Origin of the sequence: Rhodococcus sp. PvP016 (assembly GCF_017832185.1) — a bacterium.
In the GTDB taxonomy this organism is placed as follows: domain Bacteria; phylum Actinomycetota; class Actinomycetes; order Mycobacteriales; family Mycobacteriaceae; genus Rhodococcoides.
Genome location: NZ_JAFIBH010000001.1, coordinates 508,116 through 520,544, shown reverse-complemented (window position 1 = coordinate 520,544; position 12,429 = coordinate 508,116). Strand labels below are relative to the sequence as shown.

The window sequence follows — 12,429 nt, the reverse complement described above, 5'->3', positions numbered from 1 at the left end:
CCGACATGACCACGATCGACACTGTCCTCGTCGCCAACCGCGGCGAGATCGCCGTCCGGGTGTTCCGGACGTTGCGCACCATGGGTATTCGCTCCGTCGCGGTGTACAGCGACGCGGACGCCGACGCGCTGCACGTGCGCTCCGCGGACACCGCGGTGCGTCTCGGTCCGGCGCCCGCGCGAGAGAGTTATCTGAACATCGATGCTGTGATCGAGGCGGCCCTGGCGAGCGGTGCGGACGCGATCCACCCCGGGTACGGGTTCCTCTCGGAGAATGCGGCGTTCGCGGCGGCGTGCGAGAAGAACGGCATCACGTTCATCGGCCCGCCGACGCGCGCGATCGAGACGATGGGCGACAAGATCACCGCGAAGAAGGCGGTCTCCGCGTTCGACGTGCCGGTGGTGCCCGGCATCGCGGAACCCGGACTCACCGACGACGAGCTGATCTCGGCCGCGGGCGACATCGGATACCCCGTACTGATCAAGCCGTCGGCCGGTGGCGGCGGCAAGGGCATGCACCTCGTCGAGCGGCCCGAGGACCTCGCCGCGGCACTCGTGCGGGCGCGCCGCGAGGCGGCGTCGTCGTTCGGTGACGACACGCTCTTCCTCGAACGATTCGTGTTGCGCCCCCGGCACATCGAGGTGCAGGTGATGGCAGACGCCCACGGCCATGTGATTCATCTCGGTGAGCGCGAGTGCTCACTGCAGCGCCGTCACCAGAAGGTCATCGAGGAGGCGCCGTCGCCGTTGCTCGACGAGGTGACGCGGGCGCGGATCGGCGAGGCCGCGTGTGCGACCGCTCGGAGTGTCGACTACGTCGGTGCCGGCACCGTCGAGTTCATCGTCTCCGCCGACGCGCCCGACGACTTCTTCTTCATGGAGATGAACACCCGTCTGCAGGTGGAACATCCGGTCACCGAGGAGGTCACCGGCATCGACCTCGTCGAGCTGCAGGTACGGATGGCAGCGGGTGAGGCGCTGGCGCTGGCGCAGGAGGACGTGACACTGACCGGTCACGCGATCGAGGCGCGCGTCTACGCAGAGGATCCGGGCCACGGCTTCCTGCCCACCGGTGGCCGTGTGATCGGACTGCACGAACCGGAGGGCACCGGTGTCCGGGTGGACTCGTCGCTCGCACCGGACACGGTGGTGGGCAGCGACTACGACCCGATGCTGGCCAAGGTCATCGCGCACGGTCGGGACCGTGCCGAGGCCCTGCGCATCCTGCGGCGGGCGCTCGGTGAGACCGCGGTGCTCGGCGTGGGCACCAACATCGACTTCCTCTCGTACCTGCTGGCCGATCCCGACGTCGCCGCGGGCCGCCTGGACACGGGCCTGCTGGACCGGGTCGCACCCGACTACGCGGCGCCCGTCGCGACGGACGAGGTGATCGCCGCCGCAGCCGTGTTCGACTGGTGTGCAGCGTGGCCCGCGCAGGACGCCGGTGCGTGGACCGTGCCGAACGGGTGGCGCCTCGGCGGTCGGAGCGCATCGACGACAGTCGTCGTCGAGGACGCCGGGCGCCGTCGTACCGTCTCGGTGACCGGGTCGCCCGGCGACGCGGCGGTGACCGTCGACGGCGAGGATGCTCGGTCTCTGAGTGTGACTCTCGACGGTGCGACGCTCGTGGTCGCGATCGACGGTCGCCGGACGACGTACACGGCGGCGCGGGACGCCGACGGTCTCTGGCTCGCAGGTTCCGGTGGTGTGTGGCATCTGCGTCCCGCCGCGGAGATCGATCTCGTCGCCGGGAGCGAGACGGAACTCGAGGACACGGTGCGTAGCCCCATGCCGGGCACCGTGATCGCCGTCGAGGTGGCGAACGGCGACACCGTGACGGCCGGAACCGTTCTCGTGGTCGTGGAGGCCATGAAGATGGAGCACGCGCTCACCGCTCCCGCGGACGGCACCGTCGAGGTGACGGTGGCGACAGGCGACCAGGTCGCCGTGAACCAGGTACTCGCACGCATGACCACGGACCCGAAAGAGGATGCAGCATGAGCACATCGACCGTAGCGGGACACAGCTTGTTGTCCGACGAGCACCAGCAGCTGGTCGCCTCGGTGCGCGACTTCGCCCGCACCGTGGTGGCGCCTGTCGCCGCGCAGCACGATCGCGACCACACGTTCCCGTACGAGGTGGTCCGCGGCATGGCGGACATGGGACTGTTCGGACTGCCGTTTCCCGAGGAGTACGGCGGCATGGGCGGCGACTACTTCGCGCTGTGCCTCGCCCTCGAGGAGTTGGGCAAGGTGGACCAGAGCGTCGCGATCACCCTCGAAGCCGGTGTCTCCCTGGGCGCGATGCCCGTGTACCGCTTCGGTACGGATGCGCAGAAGAAGGAGTGGCTCCCGAAACTGACGTCGGGCCGGGCGCTCGGCGCGTTCGGTCTCACCGAGCCCGGGGCCGGCAGCGACGCCGGCGGTACACGCACCACCGCGGTACGCGACGGTGATCACTGGGTGATCAACGGGTCGAAGCAGTTCATCACGAACTCCGGCACCGACATCACCGAGTTGGTGACGGTGACCGCCGTGACCGGAACCGATGCCTCCGGGCGCAAGCAGATCTCGTCGATCATCGTGCCGACGGACACCCCCGGGTTCGAGGCCGGTCCCGCGTACGACAAGGTCGGCTGGAACGCCTCGGACACTCATCCCCTGTCGTTCACCGACGTTCGTGTCCCGCTGGAGAATCTGCTCGGCGACGAGGGGCGCGGCTATGCCGGGTTCCTGCAGATCCTCGACGAGGGCCGCATCGCCATCGCCGCGCTCGCCGTCGGTGTGGCGCAGGGGTGCGTCGACGAGAGTGTGAAGTACGCGAAGGAGCGCGAGGCGTTCGGTACCACGATCGGCCGGAACCAGGCCATCGCCTTCAAGATCGCCCGCATGGAGGCGCGCGCCTACGCCGCCCGGACCGCCTACTACGACGCCGCGGCACTCATGTTGGCGGGCAAGCCCTTCAAGAAGGAAGCGGCCATCGCCAAGATGATCTCGTCGGAGGCCGCGATGGACAACGCACGCGACGCCACGCAGGTGCACGGCGGCTACGGGTTCATGAACGAGTACACCGTCGCGCGGCACTACCGCGACAGCAAGATCCTCGAGATCGGCGAGGGCACCACGGAGGTGCAGCTGATGCTCATCGCCCGCCAGGTGGGGCTGTGACCGGACCGGAGCGCATCGTCCAGCGCGGCCTCTGGTTCGACGAGATGACGGTGGGCACCGTCTACGAGCACCGGCCCGGACGCACGGTCACCGAGGCGGACAACGTCGTGTTCACCACCCTCACGATGAACACGCAGGCGCTGCATCTCGATGCCGCGTACAGCGTGGACACCGCGTTCGGGGAGCGGCTCGTGAACTCGATGTGGACGCTCTCCACGCTGGTGGGGCTCTCCGTCGCCCAGCTGACGCAGGGCACCATCGTCGCGAACCTCGGGTTCTCGGAGATCAGCTTCCCGAAGCCGATGCTGCACGGTGACACCCTCTACGGCGAGACGGTGATCGCGGACAAGCGAGAGTCGGCGTCGAGACCCGGAGAAGGTGTCGTGACGTTCGAGCACACGGGCCGCAACCAGCACGGCGACGTCGTCGCGCGTGCCGTGCGGAAGACCCTCGTCCGGATGGCTCCCGCGTCGTGACAGGCCTCGGTCCGGTCTGGATGTTCTGTCCGGCCGACAGGCCCGAGCGCTACCGGAAGGCCGCCGCTGCAGCAGATGTGGTGATCCTGGACCTCGAGGACGCGGTGGCTCCCGGCGACAAGGCCGCGGCGCGGCAGGCCGTCGTCGACACCCCACTCGATCCGGATCGCACCGTGATTCGCGTCAACGCGCGATCGACGCCGTACTTCGAGGCAGATCTGGCAACGCTGTCCGAGACGGCCTACCACCGCGTGATGGTGCCCAAGTGCGAATCGGCGCAGGATGTCTCGGCACTGGCCCCACGATCGGTGGTCGCCCTCGTCGAGACTCCGCTCGGGATCCTGCGCGCTGCGGAGATCTGCGCAGCCGACGGGTGCGAGGCGATGATGTGGGGCGCGGAGGACCTGGTGGCCGCGCTCGGCGGAGCGTCCTCACGTCGCGTCGACGGGTCGTATCGCGACGTGGCCGTGCACGCGCGCTCGACCGCCCTGCTGGCGGCCAAGGCGTTCGGGCGCCAGGCTCTGGACTCGGTGTATCTGGACATCGCCGATCTCGACGGGCTCCGCGCAGAGTCGGAGGACGCCGTCGCGGTGGGGTTCGACGCCAAGGTGGCGCTGCACCCGTCGCAGGCTGCCGTGATCCGCGAGTGTTACACCCCCACAGCTGATCAGGTGGACTGGGCCCGCCGGGTCGTCGCTGCAGCCGCCACGGAGCGCGGCGTGTTCACCGTCGACGGCCGGATGGTCGACGCGCCGGTGATCCGGCACGCCGACCGCATCCTGCGGGGACTCGGCTAGCGAGTTGGTGTCGTCCAGCGGCACGAAGAGGGTGGATCCGGCGTTCCCGCACCCATGCTCGTGTGCCGCACGCGTGTTGCTCGGCGAGGTCGCGTGCGACGCGCAAGCATGGGTGCGGGAACGGAGGAGCGGGCCTGTGGACGGTCGGCCGACCATCCACAGTGCGCCGCCCGAGCGGGTGTCGCCGGGGCGGGGAACCCGCTCATGCTCGACCGATGGACCTCGATGCATCGCGGCTGGTGCTGCGACAGAACGCCCTCCGGGACGGATACACCGACAACGAGCTGCGACGGCTCTACACGAGGGGCAGCATCACCCGTCTGGGTCATGGGGCGTACCTGGACGCGACTCGTCTCGACGGGTTGGACCGCGTCGAGAAGCACCGCGTCCTGCTCGAGGCGGTGATGCCCGCGCTGTCGAGCGGCGCGGTCATGAGCCACCAGACGGCGGCGCTGATGCACGGGTGGCCGCTGTGGGCGGTCGATCTGGCCAGGGTGCACGTGACGCGCGATCGGCGGAACGGCGGACGGCGGCGCGCCGACACGATGGTGCACTGCGCGCCGCTGCCGGGCTCCGCCGTGCACGTGGTGGACGGGTTCACGGTGACGTCGCCGGCTCGAACTCTGGTGGACGTGGCGCGGACGGTGCCCTTCGAGCACGCCGTGGTGATGGGCGACGCTGCGGGGATCGAGGGCGACTCCCTGGTGGACGAACTCGCTGTGGCCGGTCGGCGGCACGGCATCGCGGGCGCGAGGCGGGTCGCGGCATTCCTCGATCCGCTCTCGGGAAGCGTCGGCGAATCGCGCAGCCGCGTGCTGTTCCATCGCGCCGGCCTCCCGCCACCGGTGCTGCAGGTGGAGATCGGGGTGTGGCGGGTCGACTTCCTGTGGGGCGATGTGATCGGCGAGTTCGACGGTCGCGTGAAGTACGGCCGCTTTCTCCGACCCGGGCAGGACGCCGGGGACGCCGTGTTCGAGGAGAAGCGGCGCGAGGATGCGTTGCGCGCGCTCGGCTTCCGCGTCGTGCGCTGGACATGGGCGGATCTCGCACGGCCCGAGGCGCTCATCGCCCGGTTGCGCGCGCTCCTCTGAGTTCCCGCACCCTTTTTCGTGCGCCGCACGCGACCTCGCCGAGCAACACGCGTGCGGCGCACGAGCATGGGTGCGGGAACAGCCGGGTACACAGCACTGCGGCCCGGCTGGAGTACCAGCCGGGCCGCAGTGGGGGTTCAGCGGATCAGAACGCCGCTTCGTCGAGCTCCATGACGTCGTTGTCCAGGTCGGACAGGATCTGACGGGTGGAGGTCAGGCGGGGCAGGATGTTCTTGGCGAAGAACGACGCTGCGCCGATCTTGCCCTCGTAGAACGCCTTGTCCTTTTCGCTGGCGCCGTTGTCGAGTGCGGCGATGGCGATCTCGGACTGACGCAGGAGCAGCCAGCCGATCATCAGGTCGCCGACGCTCATGAGCAGGCGGACGGATCCGAGGCCGACCTTGTACAGCTCGGTCGGCTGCTCCTGAGCACCCATGAGGTGCTGCGTCAGCGTGGCGACCATGCCCTGCACGTCCTCGAGGGCGGTGTTCAGCAGGGCGCGCTCGCTCTTGAGGCGACCGTTGCCCGCCTCGCTGTCGATCCACGTCTTGATCTGGCCGGCGACGTGTGCCAGGGCGACGCCGCGGTCACGGGCAATCTTGCGGAAGAAGAAGTCCTGCGCCTGGATGGCCGTGGTGCCCTCGTACAGCGAGTCGATCTTGGCGTCGCGGATGTACTGCTCGATGGGGTAGTCCTGCAGGAAGCCGGAGCCGCCGAGCGTCTGGAGGCTCTGCGCCAGCTGCTCGTACGCGACCTCGGAGCCCACACCCTTGACGATGGGGAGCAGCAGGTCGTTGACGCGGAACGCCGTGTCCTTGTCGGCGCCCGAGACGTGCTGTGCGGCAACCTCGTCCTGGTGAGCGGCGGTGTAGAGGAACACCGCGCGCAGGCCCTCGGCGTACGCCTTCTGCGTCATCAAGGAGCGACGGACGTCGGGGTGGTGCGTGATGGAGACGCGGGGCGCGGCCTTGTCGGTCATCTGCGTCAGATCCGCACCCTGGATGCGCTGCTTGGCGTAGTCGAGTGCGGTGAGGTACCCGGTGGACAGCGTCGAGATGGCCTTGGTGCCCACCATCATTCGAGCGTGCTCGATGACGTCGAACATCTGCGCGATGCCGTTGTGGACGTCGCCGACGAGCCAGCCCTTGGCCGGGACGCCGTGTCCGCCGAGCGTGAGCTCACAGGTGGCCGACACCTTGAGGCCCATCTTGTGCTCGACGTTGGTGACGAACACGCCGTTGCGCTCGCCCAGTTCGCCGGTCTCGCTGTCGAAGTGGAACTTCGGGACGAAGAACAGCGACAGTCCCTTGGTGCCCGGCTTGGCACCTTCGGGGCGAGCGAGCACGAGGTGGAAGATGTTCTCGAAGAGGTCGTCCGAGTCGGCCGAGGTGATGAAGCGCTTGACGCCCTCGATGTGCCAGGTGCCGTCGGCCTGCTCGATCGCCTTGGTCCGGCCGGCGCCCACGTCGGAACCCGCGTCGGGCTCGGTGAGCACCATCGTCGCGCCCCAGTTGCGCTCGGAGGCGAGTGCGGCCCACTTCTTCTGCTGCTCGGTGCCGTTGTCGAAGAGGATCTGTGCGAAGCCGGGGCCCGCGGCGTACATGAAGGCGGCCGGGTTGGACCCCAGCAGCATCTCCGCCACTGCCCACAGGACCTGGCGGGGGACCGGCATTCCGCCGAGCTCCTCGTTCACGCCGAGGTGGTCCCAGCCGGCCTCCTGCAGCGCGCGGTACGACTTCTTGAACGACTCCGGGAGGGTGACGGTGTGCGTGTCGGGATCGAAGGTCGGCGGGTTGCGGTCGGCGTCGGCGAAGGACTCCGCGAGCGGGCCCTCGGCGAGGCGGCGGACCTCGGAGAGCATGTCACGCACGGTGTCGACGTCGAGATCGCCGAACTGCCCGGACTCGAGCGTCTTGTCCAGGGCGAACAGCTCGAACAGGTTGAACTCGAGATCGCGAAGATTGCTCTTGTAATGACCCATGGTGATGCGTTCTCCGTCTCAGTGGTGCGGTCCGGCCTCGGTACCGCCTGCGTGGCCCGGCGCTACCTACTCGCCAGTAACATACGGCCATGTTACGCCGGATCGGGAACGCTGCCAATAGGGGTCTACTCGTCGGTAACTCGTCCCACCACAAGGGCGTCGATCGCTGTGGAATCACCTACATGCCGCACCCGGTCCTCGGCGACGAGAATGCGCATTCTCTCGCCGATGTCCGCGACCAGATCACCTGGGCTGTACAAGATCTCGGGATCGCGAGGACCGCCGACGCCATTCTCGAGATTGGCAGAATGGTGACCCACGATCACGAGGATTCCCTCATGTTTCAGGCCGTCGATCGCGATGTTCAGGGCCTTGCGGCGCGCATTCGGGGACACATGCAGGTAAGCGACGACAGCGAGATCATACGAGCGCTCCGGTGTGAGTGTGGTCACGTCCGCGTGGACCCACCGCACACGCTCGCGGATCGACGCCGTGGCCGTGCCGGCGATGCGGACCGCCTTGCTCAGCGCCACGCTGCTGAAGTCGACGGCGTCGACACTCCATCCGCGCGTGGCGAGCCAGAGTGCGTTGCGCCCCTCGCCGCACGCGAGATCGAGCGCCCGGCCACGCGGGAGGGAGGTGCAGAACTCGACGACCATGTCGTTCGGTGGTGCGCCCCAGATGAGCTCGGCGCGTTCGTACTTGGCGTCCCACGCCGCGGCGTCCACTCAGGTCCAGACGGAGTCGGGGTCGACGGACGTGCGGGCCGGACCCGCAGGCGTGGACGTGGCGGTGCGGCCGAAACGCGGCGCCGGGGCGTGCTGGGTGACGGCGTCGATGTCGATGAGGCTGCCGCGTTCGGCCATGTGGCGGTGGCGCGTGGCCTCGTCGAAGGTCAGTACGGGGGTGACGCAGGCGTCCGTGCCGTCGAAGACGGCGGCCCACTCGTCACGCGTGCGTGAGGCGAACACCTCCGTGAAGGTCGACCGCAGCGTCGGCCACTGCTCACGATCGAGCTGGTGGGGCAACGTCGACGGATCGAGCCCGAGTCCCTGCAGCATCGCGGCGTAGAACTGGGGTTCCAGCGCGCCGACCGCGACGTGTTTGCCGTCGGACGTCTCGTACGTGTCGTAGAACGGGGCGCCGGTGTCCAGCAGGTTCGTACCGCGCTCGTCGGACCACATGCCGATTCCGCGCCACCCCCAGATCATGTGCGACAGCGCCACGGTTCCGTCGACCATGGCCGCGTCGATCACCTGGCCCTTCCCGGACCGACCGCGCTCGACCAGCGCCGCGAGAATGCCCATGACGAGGAACATCGATCCACCGCCGAAGTCGCCGACCATGTTCATCGGGGGTACCGGCCGCTCACCCTCGCGTCCGATCGCGTGCAGCACTCCGGTGACGGAGATGTAGTTGATGTCGTGTCCCGCGACCTGCGACCACGGACCCTCCTGGCCCCATCCGGTCATGCGCCCGTAGACCAGACCGGGGTTGCGCTCGGCGACGACCTCGGGTCCGAGACCCATACGCTCGGTGACCCCCGGACGGAAGCCCTCGATGAGGACGTCGGCACGGGAGATCAGGTCGAGCACTCGTTCCAGCTCGGCCGGATCCTTGAGGTTCGCCTCGACGATGCGGCGGTTGCGGATCAGGGGGTCGCCCGGTGATCCCTCGGCCGGCAACGCGCCCGCACGCTGGACGCGCACGACGTCGGCGCCGAGGTCGGCCAGCAGCGTCGCGGAGTGCGGTCCGGGGCCGATGCCCGCGAGTTCCACGACCTTGATTCCGGCGAGGGGTCCACCTGCAGTAGTCATGGCGCGACCCTATCCACCGGAACCTGCCCGACGACAGGACCGGACTGTGCGGGTCGGGAGACTCAGAGGAACTCCGAGGCGGCGTCGTCCACCCGCGACCGGTAGTCACCCCACCAGTCCGCGTCGGCTTCCGGAAGGTTGGAGTTGCCGGCAGCCAGTCCGGCGCTGCCGTCGGCGAGTTCGCGCACGATGTCGGCGTGGCCGGCATGGCGGTGTGTCTCCGCGATCAGGTGCACCAGGATGTACTCGACGGTCACGGGGTTCTTCGCCGTCCACCACGGGACCGTTCCCTCCGCTCTCGGCCCGAGGGTGCGCACCGTCTCGTCGGAGTGGGCGTTCACCCGGCGGTAGAGGTCGACGAGAGCATCGCGGGACTGGTCCGGCGTGGCCCACATGTCGGCATTGCGCTCGAGTGTCGGGTCGGACCACGGGATCGGTTCGGGGAACGGTCGTCCGAACGTGGACCCCAGGTACCCCGCCTCGATCATGGCCAGGTGTTTCACGATTCCCAGCAGGTTGGTGCCGGTCGACGTGAGGGGTCGACGGATGTCGTACTCCGACGCGCCGTCGAGTTTCCACACCACCGCGTCCCGTCCTCGCTGGAGGTAGGTGAGCAAATCCTCGATGTCCGCCATGCCCGATAGCATTCCAAGCGTGACGTCCTCCCGCATCGGTACCCCGCTTTCTCCGTCCGCCACCAAGGTGATGCTCCTGGGCTCGGGGGAGCTGGGCAAGGAAGTGATCATCGCGTTCCAGCGCCTCGGCGTCGAGGTGATCGCGGTCGACCGGTACGCGGACGCCCCCGGCCACCAGGTCGCGCACCGTGCTCACACAGTGGACATGAGCGATCCGGAGGCCCTGCTCGCCGTCATCGAGTCCGAGGCGCCGCACTTCGTCGTCCCCGAGATCGAGGCCATCGCGACGGAGGCTCTGTCCGTCGTCGAGGATCGCGGCGTCACCACCGTCGTTCCCACGGCCAGGGCCACGCAGCTGACGATGAACCGCGAGGGCATCCGCAGGCTCGCGGCCGAAGAGCTGGGGTTGCCCACGTCGCCGTACGCGTTCGCCGACAGCGTCGACGAGGTGCGCGCGGCGCTCGAGCACACGGGCTTTCCGGCGGTGATCAAGCCGGTGATGTCGTCGTCGGGCAAGGGGCAGTCGGTCGTGACGAGCGCCGACGACGTCCAGCGAGCCTGGGACTTCGCGCAGGCCGGCGGCCGCGTGGATCTGGGACGCGTCATCGTCGAGGGATTCGTCGACTTCGACTACGAGATCACCCAGCTCACCGTCCGCGCGGTCGATGAGAACGGCGCCGACGAGTCCTTCTTCTGCGAGCCCATCGGCCACCTCCAGAAGTCCGGCGACTACGTCGAGTCGTGGCAGCCGCAGCCCATGTCGCCGGCCGCCCTGGACGCTGCACGCGAGGTCGCCCGCACGGTCACCGCGGCCCTCGGCGGCCGCGGCATCTTCGGCGTCGAGCTCTTCGTGAAGGGCGACGACGTGTACTTCTCCGAGGTCAGCCCCCGACCGCACGACACGGGCCTGGTCACGCTCGGCACCCAGCGGCTGTCCGAGTTCGAGCTGCACGCCCGCGCCATCCTCGGCCTCCCGGTGGACACCACCCTGCTCACACCCGGCGCGTCCGCGGTGATCTACGGCGGTCTCGACGAGGTGGGCATCGCCTTCGAGGGTGTCGAGCAGGCGCTGCGCGTTCCGGAGACCGACATCCGCCTGTTCGGCAAGCCGGAGAGCTTCGCGAAACGCCGGATGGGTGTCGCCGTGTCGACCGGCCCGGACGTCGAGACCGCGCGGCAGCGCGCACGCGACGCTGCGAGCCGCGTGCGTCCGGTCTCGGCACGGTGACCGCCGGCGCCGAGGTCCTCGTCGGACTGGTCGTCCTGATCGGCCTGATCGGGATCGTCGTCCCGGTGCTCCCCGGTGTGGTCCTGATCTTCGCCGCGATCGGCGTCTGGGCCTTCGTCGTCGGCACCGCATCGGCGTGGACGGTGTTCGGCATCGCGACGGCGCTGCTGGTGGCATCGGGCGTCGTCAAGTACCTGTGGCCCGGTCGCCGGCTGAAGTCCGCCGGAGTACCCACCCGTTCCATCGTCGCGGGCGGCGTCGTCGGCATCATCGGGTTCTTCGTCGTCCCGGTCGTCGGGCTCTTCCTCGGATTCCCGCTCGGGGTGTACGCGGCGGAGCTGCCACGGGCGCGCACGTCGGGATCCGCCTGGCAGTCGACGGTCCACGCCACCAAGGCGGTGGGCCTGTCCATCCTCGTCGAGCTGTTCGGCGCGCTCATGGCGGCCGGCGTGTGGCTCGGCGCCGTCATCCTGCTGCAGTAGAGCCGAGGGCCTAGCGCTCCCGGTACCAGGCCCTTGCGTTCCTGAACAGCACTTTCTGGAGATCGCCGCCGACTGCCTCGGTCACCAGGTCGATGTCGGAGGGGACGAAGCGTCGCGGGGAGCGGGTGCCGGGCAGGTCGGTCCCGAACATCAGTGCCTCGGGGTTGACGGCATGGATTCTCCTCATCGCCTCCACCGGGTCGTGGCCGATGCGGCCGAAACCCGCCGCCTTGACGCGTGCTCCTCGGTCGACGAGATCGAGGAGGTACGGCATGGCGTCCTCGGCCATGCCGAGGTAGTCGATGCTGATGGCCGGCAGTTTGGACAGGACCGGTTCCAGGGACAGCAACAATCCGGCGTCCGCGTAGAACTCGGCGTGCCAACCGGCGATCTCGTGCGCGCGAACAGCCTGCTCGGTGAGGGTCGACACGTCGGTGTCGCCGCGCCGCAGGTTGAATCTGAGCGCTCGGACGCCGGCGTCGTCGAGCGCCTCGATGTCGTCGTCCTCGGCGTCCCACGGCAGGTGCGTGACGCCCACCCAGCCGTCGCCGAGTTCAGCCAGAGCGGCGAGCAGGAAGCTCTGATCGCTGCCCTGGAACGAGCCGGCGACGACGGCGCCGCCCACGACCCCCAGCCCGTCGGTCTCCTCGCGATAGTCGTCGGCGGTGAACACGGGGGGTTCGTAACCGCCGTTCGACACGAGAGGGAACCGCGGGTCGATGATGTGGACGTGGCTGTCGAACACGTCTGTCAGGA

At 68.9% G+C, this 12,429-nt stretch carries 12 protein-coding genes; 7 read left to right on the top strand and 5 right to left on the bottom strand.

The features are described from left to right. The first annotated feature begins 5 nt into the window (after positions 1–5). The 5 genes from JOE30_RS02340 (at position 6) to JOE30_RS02320 (ending at position 5,530) form a co-directional block, all read left to right on the top strand. A complete protein-coding gene (locus tag JOE30_RS02340; protein ID WP_204869231.1) occupies positions 6–2,000 on the top strand; it encodes an acetyl/propionyl/methylcrotonyl-CoA carboxylase subunit alpha in 1,995 nt (664 codons plus the stop codon). After that, positions 1,997–3,166, top strand: a complete 1,170-nt coding sequence (locus JOE30_RS02335; protein WP_204869230.1) for an acyl-CoA dehydrogenase family protein — start codon at positions 1,997–1,999, stop codon at positions 3,164–3,166. Before JOE30_RS02340 ends, JOE30_RS02335 begins: the two co-directional genes overlap by 4 nt. After that, on the top strand, positions 3,163–3,642 hold the full coding sequence (locus tag JOE30_RS02330; RefSeq protein ID WP_371831698.1) for a MaoC family dehydratase: 480 nt from the start codon (positions 3,163–3,165) through the stop codon (positions 3,640–3,642). The genes JOE30_RS02335 and JOE30_RS02330 overlap by 4 nt, the downstream gene beginning before the upstream one ends. Before the next feature lie 20 nt (positions 3,643–3,662). After that, positions 3,663–4,439 carry a CoA ester lyase gene (locus JOE30_RS02325; RefSeq protein WP_204870700.1) on the top strand — a complete coding sequence of 259 codons (777 nt, stop codon included), beginning with the start codon at positions 3,663–3,665 and terminating at the stop codon, positions 4,437–4,439. A gap of 215 nt (positions 4,440–4,654) precedes the next feature. Then, positions 4,655–5,530 carry a hypothetical protein gene (locus JOE30_RS02320; RefSeq protein WP_204869229.1) on the top strand — a complete coding sequence of 292 codons (876 nt, stop codon included), beginning with the start codon at positions 4,655–4,657 and terminating at the stop codon, positions 5,528–5,530. A 145-nt stretch (positions 5,531–5,675) separates the two neighbouring features. Here the strand turns inward: JOE30_RS02320 and JOE30_RS02315 are convergent, their stop codons facing one another. From JOE30_RS02315 to JOE30_RS02300, 4 genes are all read right to left on the bottom strand, one after another. Continuing rightward, the gene (locus JOE30_RS02315) at positions 5,676–7,511 is read right to left on the bottom strand and encodes an acyl-CoA dehydrogenase (protein WP_204869228.1); all 1,836 of its coding nucleotides are present in this window, start codon (positions 7,509–7,511) and stop codon (positions 5,676–5,678) included. A 125-nt stretch (positions 7,512–7,636) separates the two neighbouring features. Then, the gene (locus JOE30_RS02310; RefSeq protein ID WP_204869227.1) at positions 7,637–8,239 is read right to left on the bottom strand and encodes a class I SAM-dependent methyltransferase; all 603 of its coding nucleotides are present in this window, start codon (positions 8,237–8,239) and stop codon (positions 7,637–7,639) included. Then, positions 8,240–9,328, bottom strand: a complete 1,089-nt coding sequence (locus JOE30_RS02305) for a CaiB/BaiF CoA-transferase family protein (RefSeq protein WP_204869226.1) — start codon at positions 9,326–9,328, stop codon at positions 8,240–8,242. Between the two features lie 62 nt (positions 9,329–9,390). Next, on the bottom strand, positions 9,391–9,963 hold the full coding sequence (locus JOE30_RS02300) for a DinB family protein (protein WP_204869225.1): 573 nt from the start codon (positions 9,961–9,963) through the stop codon (positions 9,391–9,393). Between JOE30_RS02300 and purT the strand changes: the two genes are divergently transcribed. Both purT and JOE30_RS02290 read left to right on the top strand, forming a co-directional pair. Continuing rightward, positions 9,962–11,191, top strand: coding sequence for a formate-dependent phosphoribosylglycinamide formyltransferase (gene purT / locus JOE30_RS02295; protein WP_204869224.1), 1,230 nt, complete (start codon positions 9,962–9,964; stop codon positions 11,189–11,191). The genes JOE30_RS02300 and purT overlap by 2 nt on opposite strands. Further along, complete coding sequence (locus JOE30_RS02290; protein WP_204869223.1) at positions 11,188–11,673, top strand: DUF456 domain-containing protein; 486 nt, start codon at positions 11,188–11,190, stop codon at positions 11,671–11,673. Before purT ends, JOE30_RS02290 begins: the two co-directional genes overlap by 4 nt. A gap of 10 nt (positions 11,674–11,683) precedes the next feature. Here JOE30_RS02290 and JOE30_RS02285 read toward each other — a convergent pair whose 3' ends face one another. Beyond that, positions 11,684–12,418, bottom strand: coding sequence for an amidohydrolase family protein (locus JOE30_RS02285; RefSeq protein WP_204869222.1), 735 nt, complete (start codon positions 12,416–12,418; stop codon positions 11,684–11,686). Between the last annotated feature and the right edge of the window lie 11 nt (positions 12,419–12,429).